This is a genomic window from Fenollaria massiliensis (genome assembly GCF_000312505.2).
Classification (GTDB): domain Bacteria; phylum Bacillota; class Clostridia; order Tissierellales; family Peptoniphilaceae; genus Fenollaria; species Fenollaria massiliensis.
The window spans coordinates 190,481-211,489 of sequence record NZ_HG326226.1; the positions used below are offsets into that span (position 1 = coordinate 190,481).

A 21,009-nucleotide genomic window follows, 5' to 3' on the forward strand; every position below is an offset into this window, starting at 1 on the left:
TTTATGAATTTTGCAAAAAAATTAAGAAGATTAAGAGCAATGGAAGGTATGACTCAATCTGACCTTGCTGAAAAACTTGGCGTATCACTAAAGACAATATCAAGATACGAAGTAGATGGTATGAGACCACGTAGTAGAGATATTTATAACCAATTGGCTAACTTATTTAGAGTGGATGCATCATATTTATTAGTTGATGATGACGACTACAAAGTTCCAGTAGAAGACAGAAATTATGATATGCTTGTTAATGGTGTGATGGGCCTATTTGCAGGTGGCACTCTTAGCGATGAAGACAAAAAGGCTGTAGTTGAAGCCATCACAGATGCTTATTATAAATCAAAATATCAAGGAACAGATAAAAAAGAGCAAAATTAGTGAGTGAAAAATATTTAGATGATGCACTCGCTTTAATTGAAGAACACGGGACTAACGATCCATACGAAATACTAGAAAACCTTGGTGTTGTGGTCATACCTATACACATAGGTGCGGCCTTCTTAGGCATGTTTAGAATTTTGGATGGCGTTAGTTATGTGATATATAACACTCATGCGGATGAGATTGTGATTAGGGAAGTGCTAGCTCATGAGCTAGGACACTTTCTTTATCATAAAGAATACGCAAGTGAGGCAGAGCTTGCAGATTTTGGATTAACTCAAGAGTCTTCCATCATCGAAGCCCAGGCCAATACTTTCGCGGCGCATCTACTTATTGATGAGGAAGAACTTTTAGACACTATGGAAGAAGGAATGAGCTATATGGAGCTTGCTCAAAGGCTCATGGTTGACGAGAACCTTCTTCTTTATAAGCTTAAGTCCATGAAAAAGAGAGGGCTTAAGATTAATTTAAGCGAGGCTCCAAGAAGCCAGTTCTTTCAAAATCTTGCAGAGCAAGCTAAAAAATATGATATCAACTAGTGGAGGATACTATGAAAAAGAAAATATTAAGCGTTGTAGCATTATTTATCCTAGCAAGCTTATTTTTATTTGCGTGCAATGGAAAAGATGCTGCTAAATTTACTATAAAAGAACATTACACAACAGCAGGAACAAACGGTGTATTAACATCTTATGATATTGATGGCAAAGAATATGTCATTTTTGACCAATTTTTAGAATTACTTAATCCAACAACACATAGAATTGGTAACACTTATGAAGTAATTGATGGCATTCCTACGCCAAAAAAGTCAGAAGATGGATATTATAATCTTGATGATGGTATGTTATATAGCTCAGAAAAGCCTATAGAAGCATTTAGACTTGACAGCGAAACTTATAATAAGATGGAAGACGTAAAATTTCCTATATATTATAAGGACAAAACTATCGATTTAGAAAGCGGAGCTAAAAAACTTAATGATACAGTTCTTTATCCACTAGAAAATTTAGCAGAGGCATTTAGTTTTAAGATAGAAAATGGCGAATTTGTTTTTGCAGAAAAGGACGATAATGAATTAGAAGTTCTTAATCAAAAGGATTATGATTGGTATATAGACCAAAAAGAAACTGGTAAATACTCTGAAAATAACTGCGGACCAAGCTGTGCTGTAATGAGTTTGTATTTCCAAAAAGGATATGACAAAGCTGTAACAGCTGAAACTGCTAGAAATACTCGTGTCAACGATGGTGGTTGGTGGTTTACTAACGATGTTAGTGACTTTTTAAAAGATTCAGGCGTTAAGCATAGAATGAAATTTTACAAAAATCCAGACAGCTTATTAAAACCGCTTAGAGAAGGTAAAATTTGCATAATCTGTATTGATTCATCAACACTTCGTTACAATCCAGATGCAAATTCACATTTTAACAAGTATTATACAGGTGGCGGCGGTCACTTCATCGTTGTTAACGGATATAAAGTTGTTGACGGAAGACTTTATTATATAGTAAATGATCCTAACTCTTGGGGTATGAAGTATGCTGACGGCTCATACATGGGTAAGGACAGATATTACGATGCCATTGACATAGACAAAACAGTTAGACAATGGTCAAAAGAATATTACGTTGTAGATAATAACTAGAGATAGACGGCTTTGGTCGTCTATTTTTTTGACTAAAAAAGGAGTGAGGTAGAAGTGGATATACTTGATAAACTTAAAAATAGAGAAGAAATATATTGCCCCATAAAAAGAAATAAAGATATAAATCTGCGTTTTAATTTATATGATGCATTTCTTGCGAAAAAAAGATTCGAGCGTTTTGCGCCTCTCTTTATGGAAGCTTTTGACGAGATAGATGGTCCTTGCTATTATAAAAGTGATTTATTAAAATCAAAGCTTGGTGATGAGCTTTATTTAAAACTTGATTCAGAGCTAAAAGTTGCTCACAGCGTCAAGGCAAGAGGCGGCTTCAATGAGGTCATGTGCAAGGTAGAGGACGTTCTTAAGAAAAATAATATGCTAGATAAATTTAATGAGCTAAGCCTTGATGATATAAGAAAAATTATGAGTGAGTATACAATTGAAGTAAGCTCGACTGGAAATTTAGGCTTATCCATAGGGCTTTGCGCTAAGGCTTTTGGATTTAAAGCAAAAGTTCACATGAGCCGCGACGCAAAAGATTGGAAGAAAAAATTACTCAGAGAAGCGGGCGCTGAAGTTATAGAGTATGACAATGATTATACTTACGCGGTTAAGATGGGCAGAGCTAGCGCAGAGAAAAATCCTATGAGCTACTTCGTTGATGATGAGATGAGTGAAAAGCTTTTTCTTGGCTATGCTGCATCAATTTTTGAAATCGCTGAAGAGGCCCTAGCGAGCGGAATGAGCGTATCAGCTGACATGCCTCTTCACGTGTTCTTACCGTGCGGTGTTGGCGGGGCGCCAGGAGGTATTGCTTTTGCCTTGAGAAGCTTTTTTAAAGAAAATGTCCGCATTTATTTTATTGAGCCGACTGAGTACCCATGTATGCTATATAGCTACACAATTGGCGAGGCAGCATCCGTTAATGATATTGGTCTTGGCGGAAAAACCATTGCAGATGGACTTGCGTGCAGCGCGCCATCAAAACTTGTTTTTCCTATGCTAAACTCACTTGTAGATGGATTTTTCACTTTTAATGATGAGAGCATTCTGAGAGCAAAAAAAGCTATAGAAGAGAGTGACAAGAAAATTGTCGAAGCATCAAGCGCATCAGCTTTATTAGCTTATGAAAAATTAGGAAGACCAAAAAATTCTGTGCTTTGGATTACTGGATCAAATGTTGATAAATAGTACTTAAACACTTGAATAAAACAAATATTAGTGATATAATTAAAATTTGGAGGGATATTATGAATTTATTAGTTGTTATTTTAAATGAAATGGATAAGCTTGATGAATTATTACTTGAGCTTTCTAAAAAATCAATCACAGGAGGAACTATACTTGACAGTCAAGGTATGGCCTCAACACTAGCTGATTGGCACAAAGAAATCGGTGCTTTCGGAGGACTTAGACAAATACTTAACGGTCAAAGACCATTCAACAAAACTTTACTTATGGTGCTTGACGATGAAAAACTTGTCGTTGCCAAAGAAGTTGTTAAGAGCGTTATGGGCAATATCAATAACGAAAACACAGGAATTATGTTTACTCTTGATGTAAAGAGCGTGGAAGGATTGACTAAATAGTATGAATTTCGAAATTTTATTACATCTTGGAACAATTTTACTAGTAGGCTTTATAGTAGCTAAAATACTAGGCTTATTCAAATTTCCAGAAGTTACTGGCTATTTGATAGCAGGTATACTTATAGGCCCATCGGTTTTGGGACTAATACCAGAAGAAGCAGTTAAGAGCTTCGATATAATCAGTGAAGTTGCTTTAGCTTTCATTGCCTTTTCTATAGGCGCTGAGCTAAAATTTGACGATTTGAAAAAAGTGGGTACAGCAATCTTTGTAATAACAGTGCTAGAAGCATTAGTTGCATTTTTCTTAGTAACAGTAGTTATGCTTTTACTTGGACAATCATTCCCATTCTCACTTGCAATAGGCTCAATCGCATGCGCAACAGCGCCAGCCGCAACACTTATGGTTATCAAGCAATATAAGGCCGAAGGACCACTAGTTAGAACACTTATACCAGTCGTTGCACTTGATGACGGTGTTTGTATCATCGCATTCGGTGTTGCTTCAACACTTGCTCAAAATATGATACAAGGCGGAGCTTTTTCAATGATGAACATGGTTGGAAAACCTATAATACAAATACTGGCAGCACTTGCACTTGGCATTGTAGCAGGCATCATCATGGTTAAGTCTATGAGATTCATGAAAAATCAAGGACAAATACAAGTTGCTTTTATTGGCGTTATATTCTTACTTGCAGCTATATCACTACGTTTTGACCTATCAAGCCTTCTTACTATGATGGCTTTTGGTACAACAATCTGTAATACATCAAGAGAAGAAGTTAAAGTGTTTAATGCAATTGAAGTTATCACGCCAGCCATCTTCCTATGCTTCTTCGTACTATCAGGCGCAGACCTTGATTTAGCAAGCTTAACAAAGGTAGGCCTTTTAGGAGGAGCCTATGTTATAGCTAGAGTTATAGGTAAAGCTTTAGGCGCAGGCATTGGCGCAAAGATCGGCAAATTACCAAGTACTGTTCAACAAAACCTTGGTTTTTGTCTTGTTCCACAAGCCGGTGTTGCCATAGGTCTTTCACTTATAGCAAAAAGAATCATACCAGCACCACACGGAGCAGTAATCAGAGACATAATACTTTCAGCTACAGTTATCTATGAACTAGTAGGACCACTATTAACTAAGATGGCGCTACTTAGAGCTGGAGAAATCAAAAAGGAGAACTTATAATGAATATAAAAATTAAGTATTTTGACGAACTAAACACAACTGAGCTATATGAAATACTTAAGCTAAGACAAGCTGTCTTTGTAGTTGAGCAAAACTGCCCATATCACGATATAGATGAGTACGATCCAGTCTCAGTTCATCTTATGATGATAGAGGGAGACGAACTTATTGGATATGCAAGAATAACTGAGAAGGGCACTCGCTACCCAGAAGTTTCTATCGGCCGCTTCTTAGTGAAGAAGGACTTTAGAAAAGATGGCTACGGAGACAAATTATTTACAAGAGCGATTGATTTCATCAAAGACGACATGAAAGAGGATACTATCAAGATACAAGCGCAAACATATATGAAAAATTATTATGTGAAGAAAGGTTTTAAAGAGATATCCGAGCCTTATCTTGAAGATGATATAGAGCACGTGGATATGCTTTATAAAAAAGATTAGTATGTATAAAAAAATATTGGCCATGCTTATGGTTTTATGCCTCGCTTTAACAGGATGTGCTAGAGATGGAAAAATTAGTAAAGATGATAAAAAAGATTTAAGTATACTTTTACTTATCAATGGCACACTTGGCGATAAAAGTTTTTTCGATAGCGCTGAAGCTGGCATGAACTTAATCAAGGAAAAGTATCCAGAAATTACTACTAAAACCATAGAGATGGGTGTTGACGAGACAAAGTACAATGCGATACTTGAAGAAAATGTCAGCTCAAAGTCTTATGACATCATTGTAGTTGGCACTTGGCAGCTTAAGGATAAGGTGCAAAAAATTTCTGAAAAATATCCAGAGCAAAATTTTATACTTTTTGATGACAATGCCAACGACGGCGAGAAAAAGTATGATAATATCTACTCGATTCTTTATAAGCAAAATGAAGGCGGCTTCTTAGCTGGAGCACTTGCTGGACTTGTAGAGAATGGCGAGGGATATGACTTTGCTAAAAAAAGCAAAAATATCGGCTTAATTGGCGGCATGGATAATAAGATAGTTAAGGACTTTTTACTTGGTTATGAGGACGGAGCAAAATACATCGATAAGGACATCAAAGTCTTGACAAGCTACGTTGGCAATTTTACTGATGCGATTAAGGCAAAAGATTTGGCTAATATTTTATACAAGGAGAAGGATGTTGACATTATTTTCAATGCCGCATCCATAGCTGGTCTTGGCATAATTGACGCAGCAGCTGAGACAGAGCACTACGTCATAGGCGTTGACTCAGATCAAGCAGCTTTACTTGGCGAAGAAAAAGCAAAATACATCTTGACTTCAATACTAAAAAGAGTTGATACATCATTATTAAGAGCGATTGACAAGTATAAAGCAGGTGAAAAAATATTTGGCAAAACAGAATTTTTAGGCATAAAAGATGACGCCATCGGCATAGCTGACAATGATTTTTATAAAAACACAGTCAGCGAGGCAGATAGAGCTAAGATAAATGAGATTATTAAAGAGTTAAAAGCTGATAAAATTACTATCAGGAGCGAATTTAATGATTAAGATAAAAGATTTGAGCTTTGCTTATGGCGAAAATAAAATTTTTAATAATTTTAGCCTAGAGATTAATGAAAGACTTGCCTTTCTTGTGGGCAAGAACGGCGCAGGCAAAACGACTCTTCTAAAGCTCATTCATGGCGATTTAAAAAATTACACTGGCGAGATAATTTCTGACGATGCTTTCGTGGTGAGTCAAAGCTTTATGCTCTTCGATGAACTTAATGGCTATGACAATATCGCCATCGCCATAGGCCTAGCGGAAAAAGAAGTAAAAAATTTAGTGAAGACATCGCCTTTTTATATAAATGGTCTTGAGCGCAAATTAAAATTTATGACGACTATAGAAAAACAAACGCTTGAGCTAATTGCGATGAGCCTAAGTGAAAAAAAGCTGATACTGCTTGACGAGGTGAGTACGGCGCTTGATTATATGGCGAGTAAAAAACTAACCCGCTACATCAAGTTATCGAATAAGAGCTTTTTAATGGTTTCGCATGATGAGGATTTTATTCAAAATTTTGATGCTAGAGAAATTTTCTTAGATAAGCAAAAAAATATACTTGATCAAAAAAATGAGGTTCTAGAAAATAATACAAACAAAAAAATTATTGGCATATATATAAAAGATGATGCTAAAATAAACGAAGTACTTAAAAAATTCAAGCAATTTGCTTACGTTCCAAAGGATGTTAGAATGGCGCTCCTTATGGACGAAGCAGCATATAAGAACATTTTTATATATGATATATTAAAAAATATTAAGACTGATTATATAAAAAAAGCCGAAGAATTTATTGCAAAATACAAATTAAAGTTTAAGGCAAATGACATCACCAAAACTCTTTCTGGAGGCAATTTACAAAAACTTGTCTTCTTTAGAGAGCTTGAGCGTGATGAAGACGTATACATTTTATATAATTACAAAAAAGGCATGGACTTCGAAGCGAAGGCCCTTGCTCAAAAAGAGATAGTAAAGAGGCGAGATGAGGGCAAGACGATTTACATCATCTCGGACGATTACGAAGAATTAAAGGAGGATATAGTAGATGAAATCAAGATCATTTAAGAGATATTTCATTTTGCTATATCCTTTTTTGATGCTTCTAACACTTTTTTTGGTGGCAATAGTCTCTCATATATCAATAAGCGAAATATTTATAGCGGCTGCAAAGCCATTCACTTCGCCTTTTTACAGAATAAGTTTTATCAAAGAATTTCTTATAGTCGGACTTTTGTCTCTTGCGATGAACCTTTCCTTGTCAATGGGCGAGATGAATTTTTCGCTTGAAGGCATTTTTCACATGGGTGTATTTTTATCAGCGCTAGCTGCGATTTATTTAGGAAAAGCTTTTGCGCCTATAATATTTCTGCCATTAATTTTATTTTTAATTTGGCAAGTGCCTAAAAAAGTTTCAAGAGGCGATGCCAATAAACTTATAATTTCATCACTTATATTTAACTATCTAATTTTAGGCTTAGTAAATTATTTGGTCTATACATTTTTCTCGGATGAAAATATTTCTTCAGCTGTTACTAAAAAATTTGATTTTAATCTTGATTTAAGATTAGGCATTCTTATAGCTGTAGCTGCTCTTGTTATTTTTATAATTTTTGCAATTAAATTCTCTCTAATAAATAAATTAAAAATAATTAAGGACGCGCCAAGCATTTTAATCTCAACTGGAACTGATATAAATAAAGAAAAGAGGGCAATTGACCTTTGCCTTGCTACGCTTACATCTGTGGCAGCATTTTTATATTTATTTTTAAATTATGAGCGCTTTTCGCTTCAAGGATTCACAGGCTATGGATTTGACGCGATAACTGTGTCTTTACTTGCTCGCGGCGACTTTAAAAAACTTGCCTATCCAGCCATTTTAATTACATACATAAGACTTTTAAGCCTTGTCATGCAGACCGAATTTTCATTCGTTTCGTCTGTGATGTACCTAATGCAAGGCATACTCATCTTTATATCGATATTGGAGGCGCGCGATGACAGAAATTCTTAGAGCATTTATACGCATATTTTTATTGTGCCTAGCCATCAATGCGATGCGAAATATTGGCCTATGTCTTTTACATGCGGACGGCCTTGTGAATATCTCAGCAATAACAGCGCTTATTGTTTATAGCGAAACGCAGTCCTTTACCATGAGCGTTTTTGCAGCGACACTCGTAACGCTTGCGATAAATACAAGTTTTATTTATTTAACAAAAAAGAAAGGCGCATCTGATATTGTTTATGGCATAGCGATGAACCTTATTCTTCGCGGTCTATCAGGACTTATGCTTTATCTGTATGCAGGTGATCTCGCCATGTCGAGCTCTGTAAAGATTGATTTTAACGTAAATATTTTTGGCGTAGACATATTTATAGTTTTGGGATTATTATTAAGCCTTATCTATTATATATTTTTATATAAAACAAAATCAGGACTTGAGCTAAGAGCCGTGGGCCTTGACGAAAAAAAGGCTTTATTTAGAAAAATAGATATTGGAAAGGCAAATTTTACTGCCAATCTCTTTGCTTCAGCTTTTGCAGCACTTGTGGGAAGCTTCTTATCGCTTTCATATTTTTCATACTTCACAGAAAATATTTCTCAAAATATGGGCTACGTATGCTTGGCGCTTGAAGGTTTCTCGGCAATACACCCAATATTAACGCCAATTGCAAGCCTTGTATACGCAGTCTTTACTTATCTTGCAGGCTCTTTACAAAGCCTAGGTTTTATAAATTACAAACTTTTAGATTTAATTCCATACCTTGTGATTTTGCTTTTTTTATATTTTACAAAATATAGCAAAAAAATAGTCCAGTAAATACTTTTATGTAGATTTACTGGACTATTTTAAACTGAAATTTAATTATTTATTTTCACTTTCCTTTTTTTCTTGTAACTTGTCTATCCCATACTTATACATTAAATATAATTCTCTTGCCATAGCAACATAAAAAGCTATCATAAGTATATTAGCTATTATTGATAAAGTGGGAATTGGAGATATAAGTTGCCTTTCAGCGTGAAGATATCCTGAGTCACCTAAAGGAACAGCTTTTGGATTATTAATCCTATCATTTATTATTTGTATTATCGTACTTATATCTTGTACTTTGCCAAAAATGAAACTATTAAATATTTCAAATGTAAAACACTTCATTATATAAATTGCGATAAACCTTTGGAATGATTTCATCATATTAAATACCTCCTCATAGTTAAATTAACAGTATACCCATACTTATATAGAGTTTAATTGCTGTTAAATTTTCAATCAATTTAGTTCATTAAATTAATACCCATGTAATAAAATTTTAAAACGAAAATTATAATAATTTTAAAATTGCTAAGAAAAAATTTTTATGATATAATAAAAAAAGAGGTGAAAGAATGAAAAAGCTAATTAGAAATTTATTTATAGTCTCGATACTGCTTTTAGGCCTTATGAATATGAGCTCAAAGGCGGCGTCACTTAATTTAATTATAGACGGAAACAACGTAACAAAGAGCGCGAGCCCCATTGTCAAGAACAGAAGGACCTTAGTTCCGCTTCGTTTCATCGGGGAAGCTTTAGGCAAGGAAGTTCAGTGGAACAACGACGAAAAGAGCGTCACAGTTAGTGATAGTAGCAATAGTTTTAAGCTATATATCGATTCAAAGATTATTGATAATAGTGATGGCTCGCTTAAATTTACTGACGCCAGTCCTTGCATTGTTAATCGCAAAACTTATTTACCATTAAGAGCCATAGCTGAGCTTATGAACATAGCTGTCGGCTACGATAAAGCTACAAGCACTGTTACTATTGATTCCAATAATTTTGATACAGTTTCTCCAAGCACTACTATAGTCGGCCTTGTACCTAATCAAACAATATCAACTAAGATGAATTTTACTTTTGTCACAAGTAAAAATTTTGCAAAGGCAAAGCTATTGTTATTAAATGACAAAAACGAAGGCTATATACAAGACGTAAAGACAAGTGCAGCTGAAGCACTTGAGTTTATACCAAGTCTTAAGGACGAGGGAAGCAAAAAATTAGTTCTTGCTCTTTATGATGAAAAGGGCAGAGTAATTGACGCGGCAGGAGCAAAAATTAATTTAAATGTACTTCCAAGAGTAACTTACTCAGGCGTTGAAAACGGCGGCTTTGTTCAAGATGAGTTAAAGATTACACCAGATATAAACTTTATCGCATCAAAGATGAAGGCGACTGTAACTAATCTAACTACAGGCAAGACTGAAACAAAGGACAATCTTGATCCTGAGGGAGAATTTTTATTCAAGCCAAGCTATCTAGACGCTGGCAGCTACTCTATCATGCTATCTGCCTTTGACGAACTGGGCAATGAACACTTTGGCGAGACAAAAACTTTCACCATGAGCATAAATCCATACTTAAATATAACAGGCGTACCTAAAGATGGTATCATCTCAGGACAAGTAACGCTTAATGCGCAAAGAAATTTTGACGTAATGAGAACTGATTATGTTTTGAGAGACCCAGTGACAGGTGCTGAAGAAGTGATTGAATCAAAATCATATGGCGCTTGCAAGTTTTTCCCAAATATTAAAAATGCAGGTCAAAAAGAAGTTTTTGTAAGATGCATTGACGCGAGCGGAAAGACTATGGAGAGTGAACACAAACTTGTGATGATTAAGGGCGATTCAAAGCTTTTATTGCAAGGCGTTGCTCCAGGCAGCATCATTCATAAGTATATAGACTTAAATGCTGTGGCAAATGTTGGCGTGAACAGCGTTAACTACTATATCAAAAATCTTAGAACAGGAAAATCTAAGACCATAGCTGAAAATGTGACTTATGGCGAAAAATATAGATACAATGTTAGCGCCGAAGATGAGGGCGAGAACGAAATTTATGCTACAGGCAATCAAATTGACGCTTTTATCAAGGGCGAGAGCATAAAATTTAGGATATACACAGGAAAAATTTATACAAAGCAGCCACTAATGGCAAAAGATAAATTCCTTGACTATACTAAAAAAGTGGCTAGACGCGAATTTTTAAGAACCGATCTAAGCGGTGCTATCACTACAGCGCAAGCTATACTTGAGTCGGGTTGGGGTCAATCAGTACCAGTTGATAAGTACACAGGAAAGTTCTCAAACAATCTATTCGGTATAAAAGGATCATCTTCAAACGGTTCTGTAACCATCACTACATCGGAAGTTTATAACAATGTCAAGGTGACTATTGATGACAAGTTTAGAGCTTATAAATCTGCGGATGAGTCCTTCACTGATCATACTGAATTATTCTTCGCAAAGAAATGGTACACACCATTTAGAAAAGTTATGTTTAACGACCAAAGAGGTGTATACGCAATCAAGAGATGCGGTTACGCAACTGACCCTAAGTATCCAGCAAAGCTTAAGGCCATCATCGATAAATATAATTTAAAAGAGCTAGATAAAGTTAATTTATAAAATATAGAGCAGGGCAGAAGCCTTGCTCTTTTTTGCTGCATCATGAGGGAGTCGAACCCCCGACCTTCTGGTTCGTAGACAGACACTCTATATAAGTTATTGACATCAAAAATCCTCTGGATTACACCAGAGGATTTATTTTATTTATTCAGTAATTCTATAAGCTTTATAGCCTTTTGTTCTTAGCTTTGTTATTCTTACACCAGTTGTTTCAATTGATTCAGCGACCATACCATTACCAATGTAGAGCATCATGTGCTGACCAGCATTATTTAGAATATCTCCTTTTTGTAATTGATTCATAGGTATTTCGACGAAAGATTCTGGATACCAATCAAGCGTCCACGAATAAAGTCCATCAGCTGGCACATCAAAGCCCGCTACTTGTATAGCTGACGACACAAGACCTGAGCAGTCTACAGCCGAATACGGTGCTCCTAAAACTGAGTACACATAATCAATCATAGTCTCAACCTTTTCAGCCCTTGGTGGACTTTGATAAACAAATTCATTTGCGCTATCTATGATTATGGTTCTTGACGAAGCATCATAGCCGATTGAAAAATTCGCAGCACAAGCAATATCTCTAAGGCTCATGTAATTATAGTTATTAATATTATATGATTTAACTATCAAAGACGTATAGCTAGGTCTCATACCTAAGTATTTAAACTTTGGATTTACCTTAAGTTTATTAGAGTTAAGTTTAGCAAGCTCGCTGCCATTCTCTTGATAAGTGCCTTCTCTTACCACAACGGGAGTGCCTTCATCAAGCTCAACTGCAAAACCCTTTTGAGTACCCATCATAAGTTTAGCCACGTCCCTTAATTTGAAATAGTTATATCCCTTGATATTGTAGCAGCTAACGCTTTGAATATTGCCGTCGACACTTATATTTACATCTTTAACAGTGGCAGTGTTACGCGCACTAGCTTTGCTTGTTAGTAAGAATATGCCTATAAGCAAAATAAAAATCTTTTTTCTCATAATAACCTCCTATAACTATTTTCTTATTACTATTATATATGTAAATAGTTTTTATAGCAAGTGCGAAATTTGTAAAAAAATAATTAAATTTAGTGTATTAATAGTTTAAATATGGTATAATTTAAAAAAGGAGGTATATATATGAATTACTTAGTTTTAATAGGCGTACTGCTAATAGTTGTCGGCTTTGCACTAAAGCTTGATGTTGTAGCAGTCGTTTTGATATCTGGCCTAGTAACTGGCTTGGTATCAGGTATGTCATTAGTAGAAGTTTTAGACTTGATTGGAAAGGGCTTTGTAACAAACAGATACATGTCACTATTCTTCTTAAGTCTACCGCTAATCGCTATTATGGAAAGGTACGGACTTAAAGACAGAGCGGCTGATGCCATTAGGAAGATTAAATCAGCAAGCGCAGGTGGCGTTGTTGGCTTATACATCTTAATTAGATGGGTGGCAGCTATATTATCTTTAAGATTAGGTGGACACATTCAATTCGTTAGACCACTTATACTACCTATGGCTGAAGGTGCTGCAGCAAAAACTGTTAATCTTTCAGAAAAGAAATTAGAAGAGCTTAAGGGACTTGCAGGTGCCGCAGAAAACTACGGAAACTTCTTCGGACAAAACATATTCCCAGTTGCGAGCGGTGTTTTATTAATACAAGGTACACTAGCAGGAGCTGGCTACCAAGTAACAAACGCAGAAATCGCTCAAGGCTCAATACTAGCCGGCGTTGCAATGGTGATTTTATCACTAGTTCAATGCTACCTATTTGAAAGAAGTTTAAGAAAGGAGCTAAAGAATGTTTAAATTTATATATGCTAATTCAGCTATAATTGATGAAGTCATCTACATTTTATGTGGTATCGTCTGCATTATGACTGGAATTAGAGGATTAAAGAATAAAAAAGCTCCTATCGGTACATTTCTTTTCTGGACAATTTTAGGTATACTTTTTGGAGCAGGTAAGTTTATTATCGATAGCAATGAACATGGCGGAGCCATCATAGGCGGCTGCTTAATGCTATTAGGCGCACTAACACTTACAAAACAAGTGCAAATAGGCGAGTTCAAGGCACAAGATGAAGAACAAAAAGTAGCTTATGGTAAGAAAGTTGGAAACAAGATATTTATTCCAGCACTTGCAATAGGAGCCATCGCCATGATTATGGCACAATTCAAGAGCTTTAAATTAGCTGTTGACGTAAAAGATGGCGCAGATGTATTCTTCGGATTCACATCAGCTCAAACACTTGGCATTTCATCAGTACTTGCCATCATCATCGCACTTATCATAACAAAAGCAAAATACTCTGAAACAAAGGAAGATACAAGTAAGATGCTTATGCAAATAGGCAGTTCATCATTACTTCCTCAACTACTTGGAGCACTAGGAACAGTATTCGCAGCAGCAGGCGTTGGCGAAATCATTGGCTCAGGCGTTTCAGCTGTAGTTCCAGCTGAAGCAAAAGTTTTAGGCGTAATCGCTTATTGCGTTGGTATGGTAGTCTTTACTATGATTATGGGTAATGCCTTCGCGGCGTTTACAGTTATTACACTAGGCGTTGGCGTTCCATTTGTTATTGCCAATGGCGGTAATCCTGCCATCATAGGCGCACTTGGTATGACTTGCGGCTACTGTGGTACACTACTAACACCGATGGCTGCAAACTTCAATATAGTTCCAGGCGCAATACTTGAAACAAAAGATAAATACACTATAATAAAGGCACAAGCACCAGTTGCTATACCTTTAATCGTAGTACACATTATATTAATGTTATTAATAGGATTTAGATAAAATTTAGAAAAAAGAGAAAGAACTTGAAAGGAGACGATATTTTGAAGATATTAGTAACAGGCTTTGACCCCTTTGGCGGAGAAAAGATCAACCCAGCGATTGAATCAGTAAAGAAACTTCCTGATACAATTGCCGGAGCTGAAATAATTAAGTTAGAGATACCTACTGTAATAGGTAAATCAGTAGATAAAATTAGAGAGAAGATTGAAGAAGTGCATCCAGATGTTGTTTTATCAATTGGACAAGCAGGCGGCAGACCTGACATCACTGTTGAAAGAGTCGGCATCAACTGCGACGACTGCAGAATAAAGGACAACGAAGGCAATCAACCTATAGATGAAAAAGTTGCTGAAGATGGACCAGCGGCATATTTCTCGACACTTCCAATCAAGGCCATGGTGAAAAACATACAAGATGGCGGAGTGCCAGCAAGCGTATCAAACACAGCAGGTACCTTTATCTGCAACCACGTACTATACGGCGTAGCACATATACAAGCTACTAAGCACAATGAAATGAGAACAGGATTTATACACATTCCATTCCTACCAGAACAAGTTGTAGATAAGAAGAACATGCCATCGATGGCGCTTGATACTATTGTCAAAGGCTTGACACTAGCTATAGAAGCGATTGTAAATAATAAGGATGACATTAAGGTAACAGGAGGCAAGACTCACTAATAAAAATAAAGAGATATTTATGATAATTAGAAAAATCGAAGAAAAAGATATTGAAAAACTAGCTAAGCTTTTGAAGTCGGTTTATAACGAAGCGCCTTGGAACGACGAGTGGACAGAAGAGAGCGCTGAAGAAGCAATAAAGTGCCTTTTAGCCTTTCCAAACTTTTTTGGCCTTATCGCTTGTGATGGGGATGATGCACTCGGAGCCATCTTGGGAAATATTAGACCATATTCAAAGCAAAGGACTTATTATATAGATGAACTCTTTGTTTCAAACGCCTATAGAAGACAAGGCATAGCAAAAAAATTATATGAGGGAGCAAGGGACGAATTAAAAAATATTGGTGTGAGCGGCGCATTCTTCACTACACTAAAAAATTCTGATGCATATAAATTTTATATAAAGGAAGGCGCTTTTGATTTAGATGATTCAGCAGTTTTCTATCATCCATTTAATTAAAGACAAAGACTAGATGAACTCTAGTCTTTTTTTTAACGCAAAACTATTGACAAAAAAATTAATCAATGCTATAATAATATTGAACATGGTTCAGTTAGGAGGACGTATGAACAATTCTCATACAACAAAGGATGCTATAATATTGAAAATTAGAGAAATAGTCGCAAGAGACGGTCTTAATGCACTTAGCATTAGAGGGCTTGCCAATGAGCTTAATTTGTCAGTTGGGATTATTTATTATTATTTTCCTTCTAAGGATGAACTTATCGTTGAAGCAATAAAAAGTGTTTGGGAAGATATATTTCAGGCAGATGATAAAGAAGTATTATCTTTTTCAGAGTTTTTGAAAAGTCTTTTTGATCATATAGATTCAGGGGTTAAAAAGTATCCAAACTTTTTCACTCTTCATACTCTTATGCTTCAAACTAATGATAAGTCAAAGGCAAAGTCATCAATGCAATTATATATCGCTAGACTTAAGTCAAGACTCTTAGAAGTTTTGTACATGGATAAATCTCTTAAAGAAGATGCATTCTCAGATGATTTTAAAGCTGAGGGATTTATAAATTTAATTGTTTTAAATATAATGAGTCTTATACTTGATAAGAATTTCGATAAAGATTTTTTTATAAAAGCAGTTGAAAAATTGATATATTAGTAGCCCTTGAAATATCGGCAAGGCACTTATAAAAGGAGTGGTGTAAATGCGAGCAATTTTTGAAAGTCTTTTCGATGCTATTTATTTAATCACAGTTATTAGTATCGGAACAATCATGTTGAGAGAGGCAAAGGGCAGAAAAGAGTATCATCTCTTTGGGCTTATGGCATTAGTACTAGGCTTTGGAGACGCTTTTCACTTAATTCCTAGGATGATAGCTTTATTAACAACAGGTGAAGAAAATTATGTGGCGCTTCTTGGCCTTGGTAAGCTCATCACATCCATCACCATGACAGTCTTTTACGTAATTCTTTATTATGTTTGGCGTCTTCGCTACAAAATTAGTGATAGACGCGAATTAACTATGACAATATATGGCTTAGCTTTGCTTAGAGTGCTTCTTTGCCTTTGCCCGATAAATGATTTTTTATCGCTTAATCCACCATTGTCCTGGGCGATATATAGAAATTTGCCATTTTTATTGATAGGAATTATAATTATGTTGATTTTTTATAAATCACAAAAAGAGCATAAGGACAAAAATTTTAAATATATGTGGTTTACTATATTTTTAAGTTTTGCTTTTTATGCACCAGTTGTTTTATACTCACAAAAGTATCCAAATATTGGTTTACTTATGATACCAAAGACTTGCGCTTATGTATGGACAGTTTTGATTGGGTATTTGGACATGAAAGGAGAAAGGTATGAAAAAGAAAGAAATTAGCAAGAGAAAATTAATTGACACAGCATTTATTTATGCCATTGCTGGATTATTGGCTGGAGTTTTTCACAGAGAATTTACAAAGTACATGGCGTTTACAGGAGTTACAAGACTTGGAAAGGTTCACACACATCTTTTTGCTTTAGGAATGATAATGTTTTTAATCGTTACAGCATTTGCTTTAATCACAGATCTTACTAAGAGTGAATATTTTAAACGTTTCTATGATTATTACAATTTTGGACTTATTATAACAGCTTCAATGTTATTTGCAAGAGGCGTATATGAAGTTTTAGCCATAAGCAATAATTTAGTAGACGCAATTATATCTTGGACAGCTGGAGCAGGACACGCATCAATCACTATAGGGATCGCATTTTTATTCTTATCGCTAAAACAAGTAATAAAAGATTAATTTATAATAACAAAACTCATAATTTTATTTTGCAATAAATTAATTAAAATTCATAAATACAGAATATACTTTATTCTACCCCTCATTTCTTTTTAGAGCCTCATCAAATGATGAGGCTTCCCTTTTTATTAAATTTGTGTTACATGAGCGTTTTTTACAATAATGGTGGTATAATTATATCAAAGGAAGTGAGAACATGAATAAAAAACAATTTATGATACTTATAATATGTGTACTGCTTATTGCTTTAGCTGTAGTTTCTTTCTTATATATAAGACAGACAAACTTGCTTAGAGAAGAAGAAAGGCGCATTAAATATCTTGAAGATCAATTAAGAGAAACAGAGAGAGAAAAAAATGAGCTAGAAGAAGCTAAAAGAAAAGACGAAAAAGACGATGAAGAGAGTAAAAAATATTCTGATTTATATGTGGCTATGGCAGAAAAATTAGGCATTAGTCTTAAGAATGATACGAAAAAAGCTATGGTAGTCCCTTTGGGCAGCGCTTATGACGAAGAGACTTTAAAAGAAGTTTTATCAAAGCTAAAGCTATGGAGCTCAGAGTACTACGATGTCAATGACATAAATAAGTTATTAGTTCTTGCCAAGGACGAAGAGGCTAATAATACTTATCTTATGGCTCAAGAGTTTTATATAGTGATCCCAAAGTACAGAGCAGCAAAAGTTTCACTAAAAGAGCTAGAACTTTTGGACACAGGAAAACTTTCACCAGTTAAAAATGATTTTTTAGATGGAAAATCCTTTACCGGTCCTGTTCTTATCTGTCAAAATATTTCAGATATAGCGCCAAATGGAGAAATTAGCATTACTGGCGAAGACAGAGAACTTAAGTTTAGTCCCTTTGTAAGCTTAAAGGATGGCGAACTAATACTACCTGATGAAGTCTACAACGTATATGGAGCGCTTGATATGAAAAAATACGATAAAAATAATTATGATAAAGATTTATTTAATGAGATCAGTTCTTATTTTTATAGTTACGATTAAGAATAATTATTTTTATGAAATATAATATTTAAAGTTTATAGGCGGCTAGAAAAGGTCGTCTATAAACTTTTTTATCTCAATAAAATTTAAAAAATTCTTGACATTTTCTTTTCATTATTGTATAATATTCGTTGTTGGGACCTTTAGCTCAGTTGGTTAGAGCGTCCGGCTCATAACCGGCAGGTCCGGGGTTCGAGTCCCTGAAGGTCCACCAATTTGCCCAGATAGCTCAGTCGGTAGAGCAGTAGACTGAAAATCTACGTGTGGCTGGTTCGATCCCGGCTCTGGGCACCAAGCTTAAGTTTTTGCTTAAGCTTATTTTTTTGCATAAATTTTCCATAGCTATTATAATAAGAAAATAAATGTTTATTTTAAATCTTTAGTGGGTATATTTATAACAGACGATACTTAGTGTAAAGAAAGGATGAATATTATGAATGACGTTCTTCTTATTAATAGGATAGATGTGCAGAAAGAATTCGACAAGAAAAAGAAGATTTTTTTTATTGTCGATTACAAGAGTGAAGATTATTCAGAATATAATATAGTCAAGCTATTATCAAGTTTAGAAAACATTAAATCTGAAGATATAGTCTTTAGATACAACGGTTTTCAAATACAAACTGAGATAAGGAACATACCAGCCATATTAAAGGCACTTATGGATAAAAAAGTTCCTGTATATAGCGTTTTTGAAATGTATACACCGGTGGTTTAGTATGACAAGGATGAATCAAAGGCAGAGAAGACTGCGTTTTTATAGAATTTTAGTATTTTTACTTATAGCTTTGATTGCGGTATATTTTTTCTTCTTTAGAAAGAAATTTATAGGTCTAAATAAAGAAGAAAGAGTTGACAATCTAAAGGCTTCCATCGAAGACATAGGAGACTTAGTAACGGTCGAGTACAATTACACAGACATATTAACATACAAAGACAGTTTAACTCTTATGGATATGAAGATACCTTTCACTGATAAAAGCTACATCATAAAGTACAATGGCTACATCAAAGCAGGCGTTGACCTTAGTAAAGCTGTTGTTAAGGACATAAAAGAGACAAGCGTTGAGCTTGATGTGCCGGTTGCAACAATCACAGACAGCGTTTTAGATGAAAAATCCATGGTCATACTTGATCAAAAGAACAATATATTTAATCCTTTAGACTTGGGTGATTACCAAGACACACTTAAAAAAGAATTGAACGCTCGAGAGCTAAAGGCTAAGAAAGATGGTTTGCTTGAGAGAGCACAAGATAATGCTGATAAAATCTTAAGAAAATTGCTTCAAGGCCTTGGTTTTAAAGATATAAAAATTAATTACATTTAGGAGGTATTTTGATATGAAAATTAGTAAGAAAGTTGTAGATGCTCTAGTAGAACAATACAATTTTGAATTGGAAAGTGGCTATATTTACTTAGCTATGGTACATGATTTAAAGGACAAAGCTTGGGATGGCTTCTCTCACTTCATGGATAAACAAGCTGTAGAAGAGTACGAGCATGCTACAAAATTTAAAAACTTCATTGAAGAAATTGGTGAAAGAGTTGAATTAAAAGCTATTCCTGAACCAAAAAAGGAATACAAATCAGTTCTTGAAATCTTTAAAACAGCTTACGCTCATGAACAAGAAGTTACAAAGAGAATCGAAAACATCTATGACTTAGCACTTAAGGAAAAGAACTATGTAGTTGTTGAATTCTTAAACTGGTTCTTAAAAGAACAAGCTGAAGAAGAAGACAACATGAGAACTATAGTTGAAGTATTAGAAAACTTAAAAGATGGCTACACAGGCTTATATCTATATGATAAGGAACTAGGTAGAAGAGAATAATTATAAGTATTTGAGGGTGCTTAAGTGCACCCTTTAAATATATATAGCAATGCTATAAAATTAATTTTAGGGGGAAAAATTATGAGAGCAATGACACAAACAAACCTTCAATCAGCATTTGGAGGAGAATCACAAGCGCACATGCGTTATCTTTATTGGGCAGGTGCAGCAGAAAAAGAAGGCTATAAGAACGTAGCTAGACTTTTTGAAGCAACAGCAGAAGCAGAAAGAGTTCACGCTCATCTACACTTTAGAGCAATGAAAGATCTTTCAGGAGACTTCTCAGTAACATCAGGCGCAGGATTTGGTGACCACGGTACATCCAAAAACCTAGAAGCAGCCGCAGGTGGAGAACATTTTGAACATACAGAAATGTATCCAAGCTACATATTAGTCGCTGAAGAGCAAGGCGAAAAAGCCGCTGTATCAGCAATGAAATTCGCGATCGAAGCAGAAAAAGTTCATGAAAAACTATTTTTAAAAGCAAAAGAAGCAGTTGACGCAGGAAAAGACCTAGACGTAGAAAAGATTTATCTATGCCCAGTATGCGGATTCATCTCATTAACAGGCGAAGAAGAAAAGTGCCCAATCTGTAGTGCACTAGCATCAAAATTCGTTGAATATTAATAAAAAAATTAAAAAATATTTAAAAAGTTCCTGTACCATAAGCGTATAGGAA

At 35.1% G+C, this 21,009-nt stretch carries 26 protein-coding genes and 3 tRNA genes; 26 read left to right on the forward strand and 3 right to left on the reverse strand.

Annotated features, from left to right (window positions below; all coding sequences use genetic code 11):
* The first annotated feature begins 3 nt into the window (after nt 1–3).
* From BN30_RS04635 to BN30_RS04685, 11 genes are read left to right on the forward strand one after another with little or no spacing between them, the layout of a single operon-like run.
* Nucleotides 4–378 (forward strand): helix-turn-helix domain-containing protein, encoded by a 375-nt coding sequence (locus BN30_RS04635; protein ID WP_019214348.1) that lies wholly within the window; start codon nt 4–6, stop codon nt 376–378.
* A complete protein-coding gene (locus BN30_RS04640) occupies nt 378–920 on the forward strand; it encodes an ImmA/IrrE family metallo-endopeptidase (RefSeq protein ID WP_019214349.1) in 543 nt (180 codons plus the stop codon). The genes BN30_RS04635 and BN30_RS04640 overlap by 1 nt, the downstream gene beginning before the upstream one ends.
* 11 nt (nt 921–931) lie before the next feature.
* A complete protein-coding gene (locus BN30_RS09605; protein WP_019214350.1) occupies nt 932–2,029 on the forward strand; it encodes a hypothetical protein in 1,098 nt (365 codons plus the stop codon).
* Nucleotides 2,030–2,083: 54 nt separating this feature from the next.
* The gene (locus tag BN30_RS09050) at nt 2,084–3,220 is read left to right on the forward strand and encodes a D-serine ammonia-lyase (protein WP_019214351.1); all 1,137 of its coding nucleotides are present in this window, start codon (nt 2,084–2,086) and stop codon (nt 3,218–3,220) included.
* A 59-nt stretch (nt 3,221–3,279) separates the two neighbouring features.
* Entirely contained in the window at nt 3,280–3,618 is a 339-nt protein-coding gene (locus tag BN30_RS04655; RefSeq protein ID WP_019214352.1) for a hypothetical protein, read from the forward strand.
* 1 nt (nt 3,619) lies between these two features.
* Nucleotides 3,620–4,804, forward strand: coding sequence for a cation:proton antiporter (locus tag BN30_RS04660; protein WP_019214353.1), 1,185 nt, complete (start codon nt 3,620–3,622; stop codon nt 4,802–4,804).
* The gene (locus tag BN30_RS04665) at nt 4,804–5,250 is read left to right on the forward strand and encodes a GNAT family N-acetyltransferase (protein WP_019214354.1); all 447 of its coding nucleotides are present in this window, start codon (nt 4,804–4,806) and stop codon (nt 5,248–5,250) included. The genes BN30_RS04660 and BN30_RS04665 overlap by 1 nt, the downstream gene beginning before the upstream one ends.
* 1 nt (nt 5,251) lies before the next feature.
* On the forward strand, nt 5,252–6,313 hold the full coding sequence (locus BN30_RS04670; RefSeq protein WP_019214355.1) for a BMP family ABC transporter substrate-binding protein: 1,062 nt from the start codon (nt 5,252–5,254) through the stop codon (nt 6,311–6,313).
* A complete protein-coding gene (locus tag BN30_RS04675) occupies nt 6,306–7,376 on the forward strand; it encodes an ATP-binding cassette domain-containing protein (RefSeq protein ID WP_019214356.1) in 1,071 nt (356 codons plus the stop codon). The genes BN30_RS04670 and BN30_RS04675 overlap by 8 nt, the downstream gene beginning before the upstream one ends.
* The gene (locus BN30_RS04680; RefSeq protein WP_019214357.1) at nt 7,357–8,322 is read left to right on the forward strand and encodes an ABC transporter permease; all 966 of its coding nucleotides are present in this window, start codon (nt 7,357–7,359) and stop codon (nt 8,320–8,322) included. Before BN30_RS04675 ends, BN30_RS04680 begins: the two co-directional genes overlap by 20 nt.
* Nucleotides 8,306–9,133, forward strand: a complete 828-nt coding sequence (locus tag BN30_RS04685) for an ABC transporter permease subunit (RefSeq protein ID WP_019214358.1) — start codon at nt 8,306–8,308, stop codon at nt 9,131–9,133. The genes BN30_RS04680 and BN30_RS04685 overlap by 17 nt, the downstream gene beginning before the upstream one ends.
* 45 nt (nt 9,134–9,178) lie before the next feature.
* Here the strand turns inward: BN30_RS04685 and BN30_RS04690 are convergent, their stop codons facing one another.
* The gene (locus BN30_RS04690; RefSeq protein ID WP_019214359.1) at nt 9,179–9,511 is read right to left on the reverse strand and encodes a hypothetical protein; all 333 of its coding nucleotides are present in this window, start codon (nt 9,509–9,511) and stop codon (nt 9,179–9,181) included.
* A gap of 191 nt (nt 9,512–9,702) precedes the next feature.
* Here BN30_RS04690 and BN30_RS09610 point away from each other — a divergent pair, with 191 nt between their 5' ends.
* Nucleotides 9,703–11,760: a glucosaminidase domain-containing protein gene (locus tag BN30_RS09610; RefSeq protein WP_019214360.1), complete on the forward strand. Its 2,058-nt coding sequence runs from the start codon at nt 9,703–9,705 to the stop codon at nt 11,758–11,760.
* 39 nt (nt 11,761–11,799) lie between these two features.
* Here BN30_RS09610 and BN30_RS04700 read toward each other — a convergent pair.
* Both BN30_RS04700 and BN30_RS04705 read right to left on the reverse strand, forming a co-directional pair.
* Nucleotides 11,800–11,858, reverse strand: a tRNA-Arg gene (locus tag BN30_RS04700).
* A gap of 46 nt (nt 11,859–11,904) precedes the next feature.
* Nucleotides 11,905–12,747: a C40 family peptidase gene (locus tag BN30_RS04705; RefSeq protein WP_019214361.1), complete on the reverse strand. Its 843-nt coding sequence runs from the start codon at nt 12,745–12,747 to the stop codon at nt 11,905–11,907.
* Nucleotides 12,748–12,888: 141 nt separating this feature from the next.
* On the opposite strand from BN30_RS04705, the gene BN30_RS04710 reads away from it, so the two are divergent.
* The 14 genes from BN30_RS04710 (at nt 12,889) to BN30_RS04775 (ending at nt 20,957) form a co-directional block, all read left to right on the forward strand.
* Nucleotides 12,889–13,560: a DUF969 domain-containing protein gene (locus tag BN30_RS04710; protein ID WP_019214362.1), complete on the forward strand. Its 672-nt coding sequence runs from the start codon at nt 12,889–12,891 to the stop codon at nt 13,558–13,560.
* Nucleotides 13,553–14,551: a DUF979 domain-containing protein gene (locus tag BN30_RS04715; RefSeq protein ID WP_019214363.1), complete on the forward strand. Its 999-nt coding sequence runs from the start codon at nt 13,553–13,555 to the stop codon at nt 14,549–14,551. Before BN30_RS04710 ends, BN30_RS04715 begins: the two co-directional genes overlap by 8 nt.
* Nucleotides 14,552–14,592: 41 nt before the next feature.
* Nucleotides 14,593–15,234 carry a pyroglutamyl-peptidase I gene (pcp, locus tag BN30_RS04720; RefSeq protein ID WP_019214364.1) on the forward strand — a complete coding sequence of 214 codons (642 nt, stop codon included), beginning with the start codon at nt 14,593–14,595 and terminating at the stop codon, nt 15,232–15,234.
* A 19-nt stretch (nt 15,235–15,253) separates the two neighbouring features.
* Nucleotides 15,254–15,694, forward strand: a complete 441-nt coding sequence (locus BN30_RS04725) for a GNAT family N-acetyltransferase (RefSeq protein WP_019214365.1) — start codon at nt 15,254–15,256, stop codon at nt 15,692–15,694.
* Between the two features lie 106 nt (nt 15,695–15,800).
* Complete coding sequence (locus BN30_RS09060; RefSeq protein WP_019214366.1) at nt 15,801–16,352, forward strand: TetR/AcrR family transcriptional regulator; 552 nt, start codon at nt 15,801–15,803, stop codon at nt 16,350–16,352.
* Nucleotides 16,353–16,398: 46 nt separating this feature from the next.
* Nucleotides 16,399–17,079 carry a hypothetical protein gene (locus tag BN30_RS04735; protein ID WP_019214367.1) on the forward strand — a complete coding sequence of 227 codons (681 nt, stop codon included), beginning with the start codon at nt 16,399–16,401 and terminating at the stop codon, nt 17,077–17,079.
* Entirely contained in the window at nt 17,060–17,491 is a 432-nt protein-coding gene (locus tag BN30_RS04740; RefSeq protein WP_019214368.1) for a DUF2871 domain-containing protein, read from the forward strand. The genes BN30_RS04735 and BN30_RS04740 overlap by 20 nt, the downstream gene beginning before the upstream one ends.
* 196 nt (nt 17,492–17,687) lie before the next feature.
* A complete protein-coding gene (locus BN30_RS09615) occupies nt 17,688–18,497 on the forward strand; it encodes an ATP synthase subunit B family protein (RefSeq protein ID WP_019214369.1) in 810 nt (269 codons plus the stop codon).
* Between the two features lie 137 nt (nt 18,498–18,634).
* A tRNA-Ile gene (locus tag BN30_RS04750) sits at nt 18,635–18,711 on the forward strand.
* Between the two features lie 4 nt (nt 18,712–18,715).
* A tRNA-Phe gene (locus tag BN30_RS04755) sits at nt 18,716–18,791 on the forward strand.
* 139 nt (nt 18,792–18,930) lie between these two features.
* The gene (locus tag BN30_RS04760) at nt 18,931–19,215 is read left to right on the forward strand and encodes a hypothetical protein (protein ID WP_019214370.1); all 285 of its coding nucleotides are present in this window, start codon (nt 18,931–18,933) and stop codon (nt 19,213–19,215) included.
* Nucleotide 19,216: 1 nt separating this feature from the next.
* A complete protein-coding gene (locus BN30_RS04765; protein WP_019214371.1) occupies nt 19,217–19,825 on the forward strand; it encodes a DUF4230 domain-containing protein in 609 nt (202 codons plus the stop codon).
* Nucleotides 19,826–19,838: 13 nt separating this feature from the next.
* Nucleotides 19,839–20,330: a ferritin gene (locus BN30_RS04770; protein ID WP_019214372.1), complete on the forward strand. Its 492-nt coding sequence runs from the start codon at nt 19,839–19,841 to the stop codon at nt 20,328–20,330.
* 81 nt (nt 20,331–20,411) lie between these two features.
* A complete protein-coding gene (locus BN30_RS04775; protein WP_019214373.1) occupies nt 20,412–20,957 on the forward strand; it encodes a rubrerythrin family protein in 546 nt (181 codons plus the stop codon).
* Nucleotides 20,958–21,009 lie beyond the last annotated feature (52 nt).